This window comes from Nocardia goodfellowii, from assembly GCF_017875645.1.
GTDB classification, from domain to species: Bacteria; Actinomycetota; Actinomycetes; order Mycobacteriales; family Mycobacteriaceae; genus Nocardia; species Nocardia goodfellowii.
Genome location: NZ_JAGGMR010000001.1, coordinates 776,442 through 792,079, shown reverse-complemented (window position 1 = coordinate 792,079; position 15,638 = coordinate 776,442). Strand labels below are relative to the sequence as shown.

16 protein-coding genes are annotated in these 15,638 nt (G+C 67.3%); 7 read left to right on the top strand and 9 right to left on the bottom strand.

What is annotated here, in order from left to right; translation table 11 throughout:
• Window positions 1-82: 82 nt before the first annotated feature.
• Window positions 83-838 (top strand): SDR family oxidoreductase, encoded by a 756-nt coding sequence (locus BJ987_RS03155; protein ID WP_209884493.1) that lies wholly within the window; start codon window positions 83-85, stop codon window positions 836-838.
• Between the two features lie 69 nt (window positions 839-907).
• Here BJ987_RS03155 and BJ987_RS03150 read toward each other — a convergent pair whose 3' ends face one another.
• The 4 genes from BJ987_RS03150 to BJ987_RS03135 are packed head-to-tail and all read right to left on the bottom strand — an operon-like array spanning window position 908 to window position 4,394.
• A complete protein-coding gene (locus tag BJ987_RS03150) occupies window positions 908-1,999 on the bottom strand; it encodes an NAD(P)H-dependent flavin oxidoreductase (protein WP_209884491.1) in 1,092 nt (363 codons plus the stop codon).
• Entirely contained in the window at window positions 1,996-2,754 is a 759-nt protein-coding gene (locus tag BJ987_RS03145) for a CoA-transferase subunit beta (RefSeq protein ID WP_209884489.1), read from the bottom strand. The genes BJ987_RS03150 and BJ987_RS03145 overlap by 4 nt, the downstream gene beginning before the upstream one ends.
• Window positions 2,751-3,626, bottom strand: a complete 876-nt coding sequence (locus tag BJ987_RS03140; RefSeq protein WP_209884487.1) for a CoA transferase subunit A — start codon at window positions 3,624-3,626, stop codon at window positions 2,751-2,753. Before BJ987_RS03140 ends, BJ987_RS03145 begins: the two co-directional genes overlap by 4 nt.
• A 3-nt stretch (window positions 3,627-3,629) precedes the next feature.
• Window positions 3,630-4,394, bottom strand: coding sequence for an enoyl-CoA hydratase family protein (locus BJ987_RS03135; protein WP_209884485.1), 765 nt, complete (start codon window positions 4,392-4,394; stop codon window positions 3,630-3,632).
• 103 nt (window positions 4,395-4,497) lie between these two features.
• On the opposite strand from BJ987_RS03135, the gene BJ987_RS03130 reads away from it, so the two are divergent.
• From BJ987_RS03130 to BJ987_RS03110, 5 genes are all read left to right on the top strand, one after another.
• Complete coding sequence (locus BJ987_RS03130) at window positions 4,498-5,277, top strand: SDR family oxidoreductase (RefSeq protein ID WP_209884483.1); 780 nt, start codon at window positions 4,498-4,500, stop codon at window positions 5,275-5,277.
• A gap of 30 nt (window positions 5,278-5,307) precedes the next feature.
• The gene (locus BJ987_RS03125) at window positions 5,308-6,234 is read left to right on the top strand and encodes an SDR family oxidoreductase (RefSeq protein WP_209884481.1); all 927 of its coding nucleotides are present in this window, start codon (window positions 5,308-5,310) and stop codon (window positions 6,232-6,234) included.
• 169 nt (window positions 6,235-6,403) lie between these two features.
• The gene (locus BJ987_RS03120; protein WP_209884479.1) at window positions 6,404-7,693 is read left to right on the top strand and encodes a hypothetical protein; all 1,290 of its coding nucleotides are present in this window, start codon (window positions 6,404-6,406) and stop codon (window positions 7,691-7,693) included.
• Between the two features lie 11 nt (window positions 7,694-7,704).
• Window positions 7,705-8,220, top strand: coding sequence for an ImmA/IrrE family metallo-endopeptidase (locus tag BJ987_RS03115; RefSeq protein ID WP_209884477.1), 516 nt, complete (start codon window positions 7,705-7,707; stop codon window positions 8,218-8,220).
• On the top strand, window positions 8,220-9,248 hold the full coding sequence (locus BJ987_RS03110) for a hypothetical protein (protein WP_209884475.1): 1,029 nt from the start codon (window positions 8,220-8,222) through the stop codon (window positions 9,246-9,248). Before BJ987_RS03115 ends, BJ987_RS03110 begins: the two co-directional genes overlap by 1 nt.
• Before the next feature lie 281 nt (window positions 9,249-9,529).
• On the opposite strand, the gene BJ987_RS03105 is transcribed toward BJ987_RS03110, so the two are convergent.
• Both BJ987_RS03105 and BJ987_RS03100 read right to left on the bottom strand, forming a co-directional pair.
• Window positions 9,530-9,946 (bottom strand): helix-turn-helix domain-containing protein, encoded by a 417-nt coding sequence (locus BJ987_RS03105; protein ID WP_011207048.1) that lies wholly within the window; start codon window positions 9,944-9,946, stop codon window positions 9,530-9,532.
• 361 nt (window positions 9,947-10,307) lie between these two features.
• A complete protein-coding gene (locus BJ987_RS03100) occupies window positions 10,308-11,474 on the bottom strand; it encodes a steroid 3-ketoacyl-CoA thiolase (protein ID WP_209884473.1) in 1,167 nt (388 codons plus the stop codon).
• A 130-nt stretch (window positions 11,475-11,604) separates the two neighbouring features.
• Here BJ987_RS03100 and BJ987_RS03095 point away from each other — a divergent pair, with 130 nt between their 5' ends.
• Window positions 11,605-12,870, top strand: a complete 1,266-nt coding sequence (locus tag BJ987_RS03095; RefSeq protein ID WP_209884471.1) for a cytochrome P450 — start codon at window positions 11,605-11,607, stop codon at window positions 12,868-12,870.
• A gap of 127 nt (window positions 12,871-12,997) precedes the next feature.
• On the opposite strand, the gene BJ987_RS03090 is transcribed toward BJ987_RS03095, so the two are convergent.
• Genes BJ987_RS03090 through BJ987_RS03080 form a run of 3 tightly spaced genes read right to left on the bottom strand, consistent with a single transcriptional unit; the run spans window position 12,998 to window position 15,635 of the window.
• Window positions 12,998-13,414, bottom strand: a complete 417-nt coding sequence (locus BJ987_RS03090; RefSeq protein WP_209884469.1) for a nuclear transport factor 2 family protein — start codon at window positions 13,412-13,414, stop codon at window positions 12,998-13,000.
• Window positions 13,415-13,416: 2 nt separating this feature from the next.
• Entirely contained in the window at window positions 13,417-14,604 is a 1,188-nt protein-coding gene (locus tag BJ987_RS03085; RefSeq protein ID WP_209884467.1) for a thiolase family protein, read from the bottom strand.
• The gene (locus tag BJ987_RS03080; protein WP_209884465.1) at window positions 14,601-15,635 is read right to left on the bottom strand and encodes a thiolase family protein; all 1,035 of its coding nucleotides are present in this window, start codon (window positions 15,633-15,635) and stop codon (window positions 14,601-14,603) included. The genes BJ987_RS03085 and BJ987_RS03080 overlap by 4 nt, the downstream gene beginning before the upstream one ends.
• Between the last annotated feature and the right edge of the window lie 3 nt (window positions 15,636-15,638).

Here is a 15,638-nt window from a genome sequence, read left to right as displayed (position 1 = left end):
TGGCCATCCGGTGGGTGGTACAGCCTGTACCAGGCTGAAGTGGTCCTCCCCGGGCCGTTTCGGCGCTGCCAGGCTCGATCCCATGACGACAACGAAGCAGATTGCCCTGATCACCGGTGCCAACAGGGGCATCGGCTACGAAACCGCCCGACAGCTGGGCGAGCGCGGTATGACGGTTCTGGTGGGGGCCCGATCCGCCGAACGCGGCGCCGAAGCGGTGGCGAAACTGGCCGCGGCGGGGATCGACGCGCGCCCGCTGGAAATCGATGCCACCGATGCCGGCTCCATCGCCCGAGCCGCCGACTGGATCGCGGCGGAATTCGGTCACCTGGACGTCCTGGTGAACAACGCGGGCATCGCGGGCGATTTCGGTCAGCCCTCGGAAACCGCTCTGAACGCGATGCGAGAAGTCTTCGAAACCAACGTCTTCGGTGTGGTCGCGGTGACCAACGCGCTGCTGCCGTTGCTGCGCAACGCCCCGGCGGCCCGCATCGTCCAGGTGTCCAGTGAAGTCGGTTCCATCGGTTTCCTCATGGACCAGACGAGCCCGCTGTGGCCGGCCGCGGCCATTCCCTACCCGGCCTCGAAGGCCGCGCTGAACATGGTCACCGCCATGTACGCCAAGGAACTCTGGGACACCCCGATCAAGGTCAACGCCGCCAATCCCGGCTACTGCGCCACCGAGTTCAACGGGAACAGCGGCTTCCGCACCGCTGAGCAGGGCGCGGAGGTCAGCGTCGCGCTCGCCACCCTGCCCGCGGACGGCCCGACCGGCCAGCTCTGGGGCTATCGCTGGGGTGCGGAGGACGACACCGTGTACGCGCAGCTGCCCTGGTAGGTCCGGTTCTGCCGGGCGGAGACCGGAACGCGCCCCCGTCCACCGGACGGAGGCGCGCGTTCGGCAACGTCAGGACTGGGTCACGGTCGCCGGGGATTCGACCGGCAGCGCCGAGACCGCGCTGATGCGGGCCAGCGCGTCGGTGATGATGCGGTCGATCAGTTCTTCGACCGTCGGCAGGTCCTCGATGATGCCGGTGACCTGACCGGCCGCCAGCACTCCGGCCTGCGTATCGCCTTCCACCAGACCGGCTTTCAGCAGCATCGGGGTGTTGGCGGCCATGATCACCTGCGACCAGGTCAGGTCCTTGTGTTTACGCATGGCCAGGCCGTCTTTGACGATGGTCGACCATTTCATGCCGGTCATGCCCTTGAACTTCAGCGCGTTCGAGGCGGCGGCCGCGAAACCGCGAGCCCGGCCCGAATGTTCCAGCTTTCGCACGAGTTCGGTGTCGAGTACGCGGTGCGGCATGCCGTCGACCTTGGTGGAGACGATGGTGTCTTGCAGGCCGCGCGCCAGATACTCGCGTTTGACCGCCTCGGGCACGCTGCTCTCCTGGGTGAGCAGGAATCGGGTGCCCATCGCCACGCCGGCCGCACCGTAGGACAGCGCGGCGGCCAGGCCGCGGCCGTCGAAGAAGCCGCCGCCGGCCACCACCGGGATGTCCACGGCGTCGAGCACCGACGGCAGCAGCAGCGTGGTCGCGACCGGGCCGGTGTGGCCGCCGCCCTCGCCGCCCTGCACGATCACCGCGTCGGCGCCCCAGGACGCCACCTTCACCGCGTGCTTGGCCGCGCCGATCGACGGAACAACCACCACGCCCGCGTCTTTCAGGCGAGCGATGAGCTCCTTCTTGGGCGCGAGCGCGAAGGACGCGACCTGCACCCGCTCCCGGATGAGCAACTCGATGCGCTCCGGGGCATCGGTCGCGTCGGCGCGGATATTCACCCCGAACGGCTTGTCCGTCTGCGCCTTGGTCTTGGCGATGGCCGCTTCCAGTTCGGCGAAAGTCATGGTGGCCGAGGCCAGAATGCCCAGCCCGCCCGCGTTCGCGGTCGCCGAGACCAGCCCCGGTCCGGCGACCCAGCCCATCCCGGTCTGCACGATCGGATGCTCGATGCCGACCAGCTCGGTCAGCGGAGTGCGCAGCCGTCCGCTCATGCCTGCACCTCCTTTTCCCGGAAACCCTTGGGATCCAGCACGGTACGGATGATCCGCAGCTCTTCTTCGGTGGGCCAACGGGTTTCGCCCGCTTCGCCGAGATCCGCGATTTCGAAGGAGGTGTTCTCGGCGACCTCGGCCGGTGTCACCCCGGGGTGCAGCGACAGCGCGCGCAGCGTGTGATCGGGGCCGTTGAAGTCGAACACGCCCAGGTTGGAGACCACCCGGTGCAGGTGGTGGAAGCGGTAGGCCGGGTTGTCCGGATCGATCTTGTCGTAGCCGATCCCGGAGACGATGTCGACGGTCTCGCAGAACACCCGCCGGTTGTGCTTGGGCACGAAGTAGCTGGTGGCGTGGTTGATGGTGTTGCCGGGCGCGCCGCGCACACCGAACATCTGCCGGGAAGGCTGTTGCAGCGCACCGAAGGCCGACAGATTCTGGTTGCCGTACTTGTCGATCTGATTCGCGCCCATCACCACGTGCCGGCGGCCGGAGGCGACGACGTCGAACACCTTGGCGAACGGAATCCACCCCTCGATCGGCGCTTTGCCCCCGATCGCCGGAACTTCGGCGAAGAACAGCGCCTCACCGTCGGAGAGCAGCAGGTCCGGCTCGAAGGTGAGCCGGGCCAGACGCGCGCCGATGGTGGTGACGGTGGACATCGGGCTGGCCATGATCTCGCCCGCGCCGCGGAAGATTTCGGCCGCCGCGACCACGCAGACCTCGGCCCGGGTAATGGTTTCAGTACTGCTCACTTCTGCTCCTCGGCGAAAGCGCGGACGGCGGCCTGGTATTCATCCTCGGACACGTCCAGGTAGCGCGCCTTGAACTCGGCCCACGATTCGGGCGTCTTGGCGGCCTCGACATAGTGGCGCTGGAACTTCTCGTCGCGGCCGTAGCTGCCCGAGAAGGTGAAGTGCGCGCCGCCCGGCGCCTCGACCACGCCGTCGACCATCATGCGATTGAGGATGATCGATTGGTGTGGAACGGCTTTCACCAATTCCTCGGTCTCCACCAGCCGGTCCACCGACAGGTAGCGGCGCTCGGCGGCCAGGCAGTACAGGTCGTCGAAGTAGGGATCGACGCCGGTGTAGGCGGCATTGCCGTGCTTGTCGGCGAGATCCAGGTGCACGAACGCGGCATCGAGATGCAGCGCCGGCATGGCGACGAGGGTTTCGGTCTTGCCGTCGGTCGGGTACGGCGACTCGACGGTCTTCAGCTCGCCGTCCCAGAAATCGAGGACGGCGGAACCCAATCCGGCGCGAATCGGCAGGAACGGCAGCCGTGCGGCAGCCGCCTGCAAACCACACTTGACCATGCCCTCGTCCATCTCGCGCACGGTGATCTCGCCGCCGGTGCGCGCCTTGGCGAACCACGGATCATAGAACGGCGCGGAATCCAGGGAGACGAAGCCGTAGTAGGCCTTTCGCACCTTGCCCGCCGAACACAGCAGACCCAGATCCGGTCCGCCGTAGGTGACGACGGTCAAATCGGTGATATCCGAACGCAACAGGGCGCGGACGAAGGCGAGCGGCTTGCGCCGGGAGCCCCAGCCGCCGATGCCGATCGTCATCCCGCTGCGCAGCTCGCCGACCACATCGTCGAGCGACATTCGCTTGTCGCGCATGACTTACTTCCCCTTCTTCTGTGCGGCCAGATCGTCGTCGAAGCGCGCCCGGATCTCGTCGGCCACGCCGGCGAGGTTGAGTTCCATGGTGAAACCCTGCTCGTAGCGGTAGGACCGGTGCACGTCCTGCACGTCGATGCCGTTGAGCGCGCGCTTGGCGGCGCGGATGACGCGGCCGTCCTTGCTCGCGATGTTCTTCGCGACTTCCATTGCCGCGGCGTCGAGTTCGTCGCGCGGCACCACCTTGTACACCGAGCCGAAATGGTGCAGCTGCTGGGCGGTGAGCTTGCCCGCGGTGTAGAACATGGTCCGCATCAGATGCTGGGGGACGAGCCGCGCCAGATGAGTGGCCGCGCCCAAGGCGCCGCGGTCCACCTCGGGCAGGCCGAAGGTCGCGTCGTCGGAGGCGACGATGACATCGGAGTTGCCGACCAGGCCGATGCCGCCGCCGAGGCAGAAGCCGTTGACGGCGGTGACCACCGGCACCTGGCAGTCGTAGACGGCCGCGAAGGCCTCGAAGCAGCCGTGGTTGGCGGCGATGAGCTTGGCGTGCCCGATGTCCTCGTTCATTTCCTTGATGTCGACGCCCGCATTGAACCCGCGGCCCTCGGCGCGCAGCACGACGACCCGGGTCTCCGGGTTGCGCCCGGCTTCGCGGATCGCGTCGGCGAGGGCGAACCAGCCATCCGAGGGGAGGGCGTTGACCGGCGGATAGTCGACCGTGACGACTTCGACGCCTGCGGTTTCGGTGTGACGGTTGATCCCCATCGAATGTCCCATCGTGCTGTGAATGAGCTGACCTTTTCGGGCGACCGGTAGGCAATCGCCACGATCATTGCCGAAGCAAGCAGTTGCTTGGTAGGTTAGCACGGTGGCTCTCGAAATCGACCTGTCCGGCCGCGTTGTTCTCGTCACCGGCGGTGTGCGAGGCGTCGGCGCCGGAGTGAGCAAGGCCTTCCTGGCGGCGGGCGCGACCGTCATCGCGTGCGCGCGCCGACCGGCCGAGGCGCCGGTGTCCTGCGACGGACGGGAGATCGAGTTCCTGCCCTGCGATGTGCGCGACGGGGATTCGGTCAACGGACTGATCGAGACCATCGTGCGCAAACACGGCCGCCTCGACCACGTCGTCAACAATGCCGGTGGCGCGCCGTTCGCGCTCGCCGCGCAGGCCAGCAAGAACTTTCATTCGAAGATCGTGGAACTGAATCTGCTTGCTCCGCTGCTGGTTTCGCAGGTGGCCAACGCGGTGATGCAGCAGCAGCCGGACGGCGGCTCGATCGTCATGGTGTCCAGCGTCAGCGGGCACCGGCCCTCGCCGGGCACCGCGGCCTACGGCGCGGCCAAGGCGGGCATCGACAGCCTGACCCAGTCGCTCTCGGTGGAGTGGGCGCCGAAGGTGCGGGTCAATTCGCTGGTCGTCGGCATGGTCCGAACCGAGCAGAGCGAACTGCACTACGGGGATCAGAACGGCATCGCCGCGGTCGCCGAGACCATTCCGCTGGGCCGGATGGCCGACCCCGAGGACATCGGCCGCTGCGCAGCCTTCCTCGCCTCGCCGCTGGCCGCCTACGTCAGCGGCGCGACCCTGCTGGTGCACGGGGGCGGCGAGCGCCCGGCCTTCCTCGCGGCCTCTACCGCCGCGCTGCGCTGAACTCACCAATCCGAAAGAGGGACAACAGGTATGGCTGAAGTGAGCAAGGACGCCCAGCTCTGCGCCGGGCGCGTCGTCATCGTCACCGGCGCGGGCCGCGGCATCGGCCGGGCACACGCGCTGGCTTTCGCGGCCGCCGGCGCGAAGGTCGTGGTGAACGACCTGGGCTCGGCGCTGAACGGCGACCCCACCGCCGAAACCCCGGCCCAGCAAGTGGTTTCGGAGATCAAGGCGCTCGGCGGCGAAGCCGTGGCCAACGGTGACGACGTCGCCGACTGGGCGGGCGCCCGCAACCTGATCCGCACCGCCGTCGACACCTTCGGCCGCCTGGACGTGCTCGTCAACAATGCCGGTTTTGTGCGCGACCGGATGCTGGCCAACCTGTCCGAGGACGAGTGGGACGCGGTGATTCGCGTACACCTCAAGGGCCACTTCGCCACCATGCGGCACGCGATCGAATACTGGCGCGCGGAAAGCAAAGCGGGCAACCCGGTCGACGCGCGCATCATCAACACCAGCTCCGGGGCGGGCCTGCAGGGCAGCGTCGGCCAGAGCAACTACGGGGCAGCCAAGGCGGGCATCGCGGGCCTGACGCTCACGGCCGCCGCCGAATTCGCGCGCTACGGCGTCACCGTGAACGCGATCGCGCCCGCCGCGCGCACGCGCATGACCGAGACCGTGTTCGCCGAGACGATGGCCGCGCCCGAGGACGGCGGATTCGACGCCATGGCGCCGGAAAACGTGTCACCGCTGGTGGTTTGGCTCGGTAGCGCCGAGTCCGCCGGTATCACCGGACGGATGTTCGAGGTCGAAGCCGGCAAAGTCGCGGTGGCCGACGGCTGGCGGCACGGCGCGGCGGTGGACAAGGGCGCCCGCTGGAATCCCGCCGAACTGGGCCCGGTGGTCCAGGATCTGCTCGCCAAAGCCGTGCCGCCGGAGCCGGTCTACGGCGCCTGAGCACCTTCGCCAGCTACTCCTCAGCTCGAGGGCCCTGTCACAGTTCCGCAGTCTCTCTGCGCAAGATCGCGACGCCGTTTACTCTTATATCTCGTCCGTATAAGTCCCGGAGAGTGTTGCGACCGGGCATGAGAACTGCGCTGTATGTGATGAAGGGGAAGGCTGGCGCATGGCCATTGGTCGCATGTTCCGGGTATTCGCGGTAGCCGGGCTGGTTTCCGGCTTCGCGCTACTCGGTCCCATGGCCGCTTTCGCGCAGCCTGACGGCTATGCCAGACCGGCGGCGCCCGCACAGGCCGACGTGCTGGCGCAGCCCGGTTGTTCATTGAGTGCGGGTTGCCCGGAGTCCGATGCGGTTCCCGAGGTCGCGGAACAGTGGACGCCGATGACCATTCCCGGACAGCGAACGCCCGTCCAGCCCCAACCCGTCGAGGTCGCGCAGCCTCCGATCCAGCCGACGCAGGCGGTCGGCTCGGGATCGGCCGCCGGCCTGGGCGCACTGCTCGGCACCGGGTCCGCGGGCCTCGGAGTAATCCTGGGTACCGGGTCCGCCGCCGGGTCCGCGGTATTGGGCACCGGTTCCGCCGGTGTCGGCACCGTGCTCGGCACCGGGTCCGCCGCCCTCGCAACCGGATCGGCCGGTGCGGCAGCGGTACTCGGCACCGGCTCGGCCGGCTTGGCACTCGGGCTCGGCACCGGATCGGCGGGCCTCGGTGCGGTACTCGGCACCGGTTCGGCTGGTTTAGGTGTGGCACTCGGCACCGGATCGGCCGGGTTAGGCGTGCTGCTCGGCACGGGTTCGGCGGGTCTCGGCGTCGTCCTCGGTACGGGTTCGGCTGGTTTGGGCGCGGCGCTGGGGACTGGTTCGGCCGGGCTGGGCGTGGTGCTCGGTTCAGGGTCCGCTGGGTTGGGCGTGCTGCTCGGTACCGGTTCGGCGGCGCTCGCCGGGACGGGCTCGGCTGTTCTCGGCACCGGCTCCGCCGCTGTCGGCTCCGCGGCTGTCGGTTCGGCCGCTGTCGGTTCGGCGGCTGTCGGTTCCGCGACTCCGCTTCTCCTGCTGTTGATTCCGATCCCGCCGATCCCGGTGCCGGCCCCGCCCGCGCCGAGCGTGCCGATGGCGATTCCGCCCGCACCGTCCGTGCCCGCGCCGGTGGTTCCACAGCTCCCGGTGCCCGTGGTAGCCGCGCCCGCGCCGCAGCAGGCTCCGCCCGAAGCTCCCGCACCGCCTCCGCCGCCACCACCGGCGCCGCCCGCCGCCCCGGCGAAGCCGAATCCCGATGTGCGCCCGACTTCCGCCGATGACGGGCTGCCCGAGCCGAACGTGCTGACCGTCATCGGTGGCCTGATCGCGCTCGCACTGGCCGGAACCGGCTCCGGCGCAGTCAGTTTCCAGAGTGCGTCGGCCGCTCAGGCGCGCGTCGACGCCGCACGTGCCGAGTTCTTCGGACCGAGGTCGTGAGGGGCAGTGGCATGAGTGAGAGCAAGACGCAGAACAGCGCGCGGTCCTACCGGCGGGTCGCCGCCGCGGTGGACGCGGTGTGCGCCGTCGCCGCCGATTTCGACGCGTGCACCCTCGACGAGGTGGTCGCGGCGATCGCGCAGGAGCGGGACCGCGAGATCGAAATCGCCAGCGCGCATTTGGGTCCCGGTGTCTGCGGGCAGCGGCGGCTCTATCCGGACCGGGATGTGATCGTGCTGGCCTCGGCGCTGCCCAGCCGCGAGCACACCCTCGCGCACGAACTCGGCCACATCGTCTTCGACCACGAGGGTGCTCCGGCTCCCGAGGTCACGCTGGAGGCCAGCGACGACCTGATCGCCTACATGCTCAGTCAGCGGGCGCATCAGCAGATCCTGGACGACGGCGCCGATGACCAGGCCGAATGGGAGGCGGAGACGTTCGCGGCCATGCTCCTGACGCGGCTGCGCGTGTTCAACACCCGGGGCGCAGGCGTCTCGGTCCTTCGATTCGACGAGGCACTCGGATGATGACCTTGTGGTTGACAGCCATGCTCGTGTGGATGGCCGCCGGTGCGCGGGTGGGCCGCGTGCTGGTCAAACCGGCGACCACGGCGCGGGTGGCGATCGTGGTCGCGGTCGCGTCGGTCGCGCTCGGCGCCACCGTCGCCGTGCCCGAAGTCGCCTTGGCCATAGACAATTTGCGACCGCGGGGGCTGCACGCCGGGCTGTTGTCCGACGGTGTGGTGGTGTCCGCGTGGATCCTGTTCACGACCGCCACGGCGGTGGTCGCGGCGGCCGCCTGGCCGGTGGTCTCGCGGCGGAATCTGGGGCGCATCGCGTCTTATATCTACGCCGGCGGCGTCGTCACGATGATCGCCGTGCTCGCCTGGTCCTACACCCTCGGCTGGGCCTATGTGGTGATCGCCTGTCTGTTCATCATCACCACGGGCGTGCGCAATCTCGACTGGACCACCCTGGGGCGCGGTATCGCCCTCTACACGACCGGTACGGCGCTCGTCGCGGTGTTGTCCGCCTTGAACATTCGGCGCGCGATCATCGAAGCTCCGCGCGCTCCGGCGGGTCAGCCGACGTGGGGCTGGCCGATGTGGGAAATCGCCGCGCTGCTAATCGCTTTCGGCGCGATCTGGATCGTGGTGGAGCTGTGGCTGCGCGCCCGGGTGCTGCTGCGCCAGATCCGGGAACTGCACCGTTTGATGATCGGCCGTTTTCCGGAGGTGCTGGCGCACGATCAGACCGGAACCTCCACCCAGCTCAAGGCGTCCGACCAGGTCGCGCAGATCATGGACGCGCTGTACCTGCAGTCCGGCGGCGGCGTCGAGTTGACAGCGGCGGGTAAGCCGCCCGCCTCGATCGTGGAGCGGGCCGACCTGGTGGCGGAGTGGGCGCGAAACCCTTTGGGGGACATCGTGTGCGACTCCCGCTGGATCGCGCCGCCGGAGGGCATCAGTCCGCGTGGCTGGGTGCAGGCCATCGCGCGCTCCTTCGACGCTTACAGCGGTATGGAGGCGCCCGCGCGGAACTCCGCGCGCGGGTGACGATTTCATTTGCAAGTACATTCGTCGGAGTTTGCCGGAACAACCCAATTGGTCTGATTACCGCGTCGGAATCGAATTCGACTCGGGCAGCAGAAAATCCGGCACGGCCTATGGCCGAGCCGGACTCAGCTGCTTACGACGTATACCCCCCTGGCCAACTGAGTTCGTAGAGCTCTGACACTTCAAAGCATGGGGTAACACGTCGGGCATCCCCAAGGAGCCCGCCTTGCGCACACCACCGCCGACGCCCCGAGGGCCGTCGAGCGGTGACCTTACTGGTCCTATTCCGTTCCGTCCGGCGGGATTTCGGGCAAGCCTTCACTGGCCCGAAGCTTCTCCGCCATCGAGGTGAGGAGGTTCTGTGATTCTTCGGACAGGTCGAACGCTCTACTCGACAGCCGTCGCAGTCCATAGCCCTGCAGCTGGGACAGCAGCTCCAGATCGTGATCGATCTTGGCGGCATAGATGTCGTTGAAGAAGTAGTCCGGCTTGACCTTGAAGAACTTGGCCAGTGCAGCCACCGTTTCGTCCGACGGGTTCGTCCGTTGTCCCGACCGCAACTGCGAGAGATACGGTTTCGAGATCGGATGCCCGGAGGCTGTCAGCGCAGCCGCAACCTCCGCGTTGGTGTGCGGCTTGCGCCCCGGGGGATGCACGGTTTCGAACAGCTTGTTCAGCCGCGCCGCGAAATCAGCCATTGTGAGCCGCCCAATTCCCTTCGCTGTACTAACAGTCGTTATCTCGGATACGTATCATTGATATTAGCGGCTCAGTAACTGAAAACCTACGCCTGATTCCGGATTTCCTTGAAGCTTCTAGGTGTGGCTCAAGCGAAGTCACTGGGACCGCAGCGTTTGCGGGTCACCCCAAGGTCTCTGGTGGAGACGTGACAAGCACAGGTTCTGGCCCGTCGCAGAGGTCTTCCGCGATCGACTCATGATAGCCATAAGATAGCTGACGTCTCATCTAGTTCTCTGTACTGCCGATTGTGTGGCGTACGACACGTTTTGGCCGTTCTGGGATGAACGTTCAACCTCCGGGGGCGAAAAGGCTTGAGAGCTAGATGCGCTCGATGATGGTGCCCGTGGCGAGGGCGCCGCCGCAGCACATCAAGATCATGGCGGTATTCTTGCCCGTCCGCTCCAGCTCGTGCAAAGCCGTTGTGATCAGCCGGGATCCGGTGGAGCCGACCGGATGACCGAGCGCGATCGCGCCACCGTTCACATTCACCCGGTCCATGTCCGGCTTGTGCACCGACGCCCAGGACAGCACCACGGAGGCGAAGGCCTCGTTGATCTCGAACAGATCGATATCGGACATGGTCATCCCGGACTTGTCCAGCAGCCGCTGGCAGGCCTGCACCGGGCCGTCCAGGTGGTATTCCGGCTCCCCGCCCACCAGCGCCTGGGCCACGATGCGGGCCCGGGGGCGCAATCCCGCGCGCTGCGCGGCCTTTTCGTCCATCAGCAGCACGGCGGCGGCCCCGTCGGAAATCTGAGACGAGGTGCCGGCGGTGTGAATGCCGCCCTCCAGCACCGGCTTCAGCTTGGCCAGGCCCTCCCGGGTGGTGTCGCGCAGGCCCTGATCGCGGCTGACGTCCATGGTCTCGCCGGTCGGGTTGCCTTCCTTGTCGACCTGCGGCGCGTCGCGCACCGTGAGCACTTCGCGGTCGAAGCGGCCCTCGGCCCACGCCTGCGCGGCCAGGCGCTGCGAGCGTTCGCCGAGCTCCTCGACGTCGTCGCGGGTGATGCCGCGGCGCTTGGCGATCCGTTCGGCCGCCTCGAACTGGTTGGGCATGTCGATATCCCACGACGCGGGCCGGCGCGGGCCCGCGTGGGTGCCGACGTTCGCGCCCAGCGGTACGTGGCTCATGGACTCGAGGCCACAGGCCAGGCCGACCTCGATCGCACCGGTGGAGATGAGCCCGGCGACCAGGCCGACGGCCTGCTGGGCCGAGCCGCACTGGTTGTCGATGGTGACCGCACCGGTCTGCCAGGGCAGGCCGGCGTGCAGCCAAGCGGTGCGGGTGACGTTGTTGCCCTGTTCGCCGACCTGCATGACGCAGCCGCCGATGACCTGCTCGACGAGGCTCGGATCCAACTCCGCCTTGTCCAGGATGCCGCGCTGGGCGGCGCCGAGAAGTTCGGCGGCGTGCAGTCCGGCCAGCCAGCCGTTGCGCTTGCCGATGGGGGTGCGAGCTGCCTCGACGATTACGGGTGTGCCCATGTCCAAACCTTCCGTGGAGGACGTAAAACTGGAACGCGTGATAGACGGTCCCCTGGATCTTCTTTACTAGTAATACCGCCTGTGCTGCAATGAGTGTAGAACGTGTTTCAGTTCTCAAAGGAGACAGCTGGTGGTTCATACTCGTCCCGATCTGCCCGAAGGTTTCGACGTCACGGACCCGGACATCTACGCGCAACGAGTCCCGGTCGAGGAGTACGCGGAACTACGCAAGTCCGCGCCGATCTGGTGGAACCCGCAGTCCAAGGAAGTCGGCGGTTTCCAGGACGAGGGCTTCTGGGTCGTCAGCAAGCACGCCGAAGTCAAAGAGGTGTCCCGGCGCAGCGATGTCTTCTCCAGTTCGGAGAACACCGCGCTCCCGCGCTTCAACGACGACATCCCGCGCGAGAACATCGAGATGCAGCGGGTGGTGCTGCTGAACATGGACGCGCCCGAGCACACCAAACTGCGCAAGATCATCTCGCGCGGCTTCACCCCGCGCGTGATCAACGGAATGCGCGCCGAACTGTCCGCGCGCGCCGCCGAGATCGTCCAGCGCGCCGCCGAGGAAGGCGCGGGCGATTTCGTCACCCAGGTGTCGTGTGAACTTCCCCTGCAGGCCATCGCCGATCTGATCGGTGTGCCGCAGGAAGACCGGATGAAGCTGTTCCAGTGGTCCAACGAGATGACCGGATACGACGACCCCGAGTTCGCCGATGTCGACCCGCTCGCCTCGACCACTCAAATCCTCGGCTACGCCTACGAAATGGCCACCGCCCGCAAGGAATGCCCGGCCGACGACCTGGTCACCAAGCTGATCGAAGCCGATATCGACGGCGACCACCTCAAGCCGGAGGAATTCGGCTTCTTCGTGATCATGCTGGCGGTCGCGGGCAACGAGACCACTCGCAACGCCATCACGCACGGCATGATGGCGTTCCTGGACAATCCGGAGCAGTGGGAACTGTTCAAGAAGGAACGCCCCGCCACCACCTACGACGAGATCATCCGCTGGGCCACCCCGGTCACCTCGTTCCAGCGCACCGCGCTCGAGGACACCGAACTCGGGGGAGTGCGGATCAAGAAGGGCCAGCGGGTCGTCATGCTCTACCGCTCGGCCAATTTCGACGAGGACGTCTTCGAGAACCCGGAGCAGTTCAACATCCTGCGCGAGAACAACGACCACCTGTCCTTCGGCGGCACGGGCGCGCACTTCTGCATCGGCGCCAATCTGGCCCGGCTGGAGATCGAGCTGATCTTCAACGCCATCGCCGATCATCTGCCCGACATCACCAAACTCGGTGATCCGAAGCGCCTGCGCTCCGGTTGGCTGAACGGCATCAAGGAGTTCCCGGTGGACTACCGGACCAAGGGCGGCGGCTGTCCGGTCGCGCACTGAGCACGTTCGCGCGGTGAGCACATTCGCGCTCCACGCATGAGCGCGCACTGAGCAACGAGAAGGCCCCGAACCGGCACGTCCCTGGCGGTTCGGGGCCTTTTCCATGCTGACCAGAGGTCAGCGGTCCTTATTCGGCGGGCTTCATGGTGGCCATGGCGCGGTCGGTTTCCCAGAACGCGCGCAGCGCCGCGATTTTCCCGGCGTCGTCCACCTTGTAGGTGAAGACCCCTTCGGCATCGATCTGCTGCCCGGCGATGCGGGTGCGGATCATGCCGGTGTAGGCCACCTCGTGACCGCAGGCGAACGAGTCACCGAACAGGAACTCGATCGAATCGGTTTTCGCGATCGCCTTGTCCCAGAACGCGGCGATCGCCTCGTGGCCCCGGTGTCCCTTGCCTTCGGGGTCGAATCCCGAGGGCCCGATGGGATCTTCGACGATCCCGTCCGCGGCGAACAGGGCGACCCAGGCGTCCTTGTCACGCGCCCGCACGGCTGCCTGGGATGCCTTGCCGGCGGCCCGCGCCGGATGTTCGGTGCTGGTCATCGCTACCCTTTCGGCTTCTCGGAGCCCACGACCCACATCGAGAAGTACTGCGAGCCACCGCCGTACGCATGACCCAACGCCTTGCGCGCGTCCTTGACCTGGTAGTCCCCGGCCCGGTCCATGACCTGCTTGGCCGCCTCGGCGAACCGGATCAGGCCGGAGGCGCCGATCGGATTCGAGGAGAGCACGCCGCCCGACGGGTTCACCGGGATCTTGCCGCCGATTTCGGTCTCACCCTTGTCGGTGAGCTTCCAGCCCTCGCCGGGCGCGGCGAAGCCGAGGTTCTCCAGCCACATCGGCTCGAACCAGGAGAACGGGACGTAGATCTCGGCGGCGTCGATCTCTTCGATCGGGTTGGTGATGCCCGCGGCTTTCCACAGCGCGGCGGCCGCGTCCTGGCCCGCTTGCGGGTTGACCTGATCACGTCCGGCGAAGGTGGTCGGCTCGGTGCGCATGGCGGTGCCGTGCACCCACGCGACCTTCTTGCCCTCGGCCTCGATCGCGGCGGCGGCGTCGGCGTCACCGATGACGATCGCGCAGGCACCGTCCGAGGACGGGCAGGTCTCGTCGAAGCGGATCGGGTCCCACAGCATCTGCGAGGCCAGCACCTTCTCGACGGTGATGTCGTGCTGACGCAGATGCGCGAGCGGATTCTTCGCGCCGTTGCGGCGGTCCTTGACCGCGACCAGCGCGCCGATGTGGGTGGGGGCGCTGGACCTGCGGATATAGGAGCGCACGTGCGGTGCGAAGTAGCCGCCCGCGCCCGCGCCGACCGGCATGGTGAACGGCACGGGAATCGACAGTGCCCACATGGCATTCGATTCGGACTGCTTCTCCCAGGCCACCGCGAGTACCCGCTTGTGCATGCCCGCCTGTACCAGGTTGGCGGCCACGACACCGGTGGAGCCGCCGACCGAGCCGGCAGTGTGCACGCGCAGCAGCGGCTTCCCGGTCGCGCCCAGGGCGTCGGCCATCATGAGCTCGGGCATCATGACGCCCTCGAACATGTCCGGCGCCTTACCGACGACGACCGCGTCGATATCGGCCATGGTGAGGCCGGCGTCGTCGAGCGCACGATCGATCGCTTCGCGACACATCCCCGACATCGACACGTCGGTTCGTTTCGTCACGTGATGGGTTTGGCCGGTGCCCAGCACCGCGGCGGGGCCGGGCCCAGGGAAAGACGTCATCGGGTGCCCTCCAGGACGGTAACCAAGTTCTGTTGCAGCGCCGGGCCGCTCGTCGCATGGGCGAGTGCGCGATTTGCTGAGCCGCCCATAATGGCCTGCGCGGCGAATCCGATTCGCTCCAATCCGGCGGCGAACATCGGGTTTGCTGCCAGTGCGCCACCGGACGGGTTGACCCGGGTTTCGGGCCGCAAGCCGATCGCTTCGGCGAGGATCAACTGCTGATGGCTGAACGGCGCGTGCAACTCGGCGATATCGAATCCGGCGGTGTCACCACCGGTGACCGACTGCGCCGCCGCGGTGGTGGAGGGGGAGGCGGTGAGGTCGCGCGCGCCGAGCATCGGGGTGTCGACGTAGTGCGCCATCCCGGTGATCCAGGCCGGGCGCTCGCACAGTTCCTTGGCCCGATCGCCCACTGCCAGCACAATCGCGGCCGCACCGTCGGTGACGGGCGCGATATCGTGCGCTCGCAGCGGGTCGGCCACATACGGTGTGGCGAGCAAGGATTCGACATCGCCGTCGGTGCCGGCCGCGACCGCGGCCATATCCCGCTCGGTCCATTTGCCCGCCGCGAGCCCGGCGCGAGCCTGCAATCCGGCGATGGCGTGGGCATCCGGCCACAGCGGCGTGACGGTGTACGGGTCGAGCTGCATGGTCAGGACCTGGCGCAGCGTGCCCGCCGAGGATTTGCCGAAGCCGTACACCAGCGCGGTGTGCGCCTGGCCGGACTTCAGCTTCACGAACGCTTCGTAGAGTGCCCAGGCAGCGTCCATCTCGACATGCGATTCGTTGATCGGCGGTACCGCGCCGATCGCGTCGACCGCGGAGATGAACGAAAAGGCACGCCCGGCAAGGTAATCCGAGGATCCCGAGCACCAGAAGTCGATATCGGACTTGGTGATGCCGAGCTGGTCGTAGAGCTGCTGGAAGCAGGGCACCAGCATCTCGACACCATTGGTGGTGCCGAAGGTTTCCGGCACGTGCGGTGCGTGGGCGAAACCCACGACCGCGATGTCGGTGGAATGGTCAGTCAACGT

What these genes read in the sequence shown, in the direction of transcription:
- BJ987_RS03155 (WP_209884493.1), top strand. Translation starts at nt 83, where the DNA reads ATGACGACAACGAAGCAGATTGCCCTGATCACCGGTGCCAACAGGGGC.
- BJ987_RS03150 (WP_209884491.1), bottom strand. Translation starts at nt 1,999, where the DNA reads ATGAGCGGACGGCTGCGCACTCCGCTGACCGAGCTGGTCGGCATCGAG.
- BJ987_RS03140 (WP_209884487.1), bottom strand. Translation starts at nt 3,626, where the DNA reads ATGCGCGACAAGCGAATGTCGCTCGACGATGTGGTCGGCGAGCTGCGC.
- BJ987_RS03135 (WP_209884485.1), bottom strand. Translation starts at nt 4,394, where the DNA reads ATGGGGATCAACCGTCACACCGAAACCGCAGGCGTCGAAGTCGTCACG.
- BJ987_RS03125 (WP_209884481.1), top strand. Translation starts at nt 5,308, where the DNA reads ATGGCTGAAGTGAGCAAGGACGCCCAGCTCTGCGCCGGGCGCGTCGTC.
- BJ987_RS03120 (WP_209884479.1), top strand. Translation starts at nt 6,404, where the DNA reads ATGGCCATTGGTCGCATGTTCCGGGTATTCGCGGTAGCCGGGCTGGTT.
- BJ987_RS03115 (WP_209884477.1), top strand. Translation starts at nt 7,705, where the DNA reads ATGAGTGAGAGCAAGACGCAGAACAGCGCGCGGTCCTACCGGCGGGTC.
- BJ987_RS03110 (WP_209884475.1), top strand. Translation starts at nt 8,220, where the DNA reads ATGACCTTGTGGTTGACAGCCATGCTCGTGTGGATGGCCGCCGGTGCG.
- BJ987_RS03105 (WP_011207048.1), bottom strand. Translation starts at nt 9,946, where the DNA reads ATGGCTGATTTCGCGGCGCGGCTGAACAAGCTGTTCGAAACCGTGCAT.
- BJ987_RS03100 (WP_209884473.1), bottom strand. Translation starts at nt 11,474, where the DNA reads ATGGGCACACCCGTAATCGTCGAGGCAGCTCGCACCCCCATCGGCAAG.
- BJ987_RS03090 (WP_209884469.1), bottom strand. Translation starts at nt 13,414, where the DNA reads ATGACCAGCACCGAACATCCGGCGCGGGCCGCCGGCAAGGCATCCCAG.
- BJ987_RS03085 (WP_209884467.1), bottom strand. Translation starts at nt 14,604, where the DNA reads ATGACGTCTTTCCCTGGGCCCGGCCCCGCCGCGGTGCTGGGCACCGGC.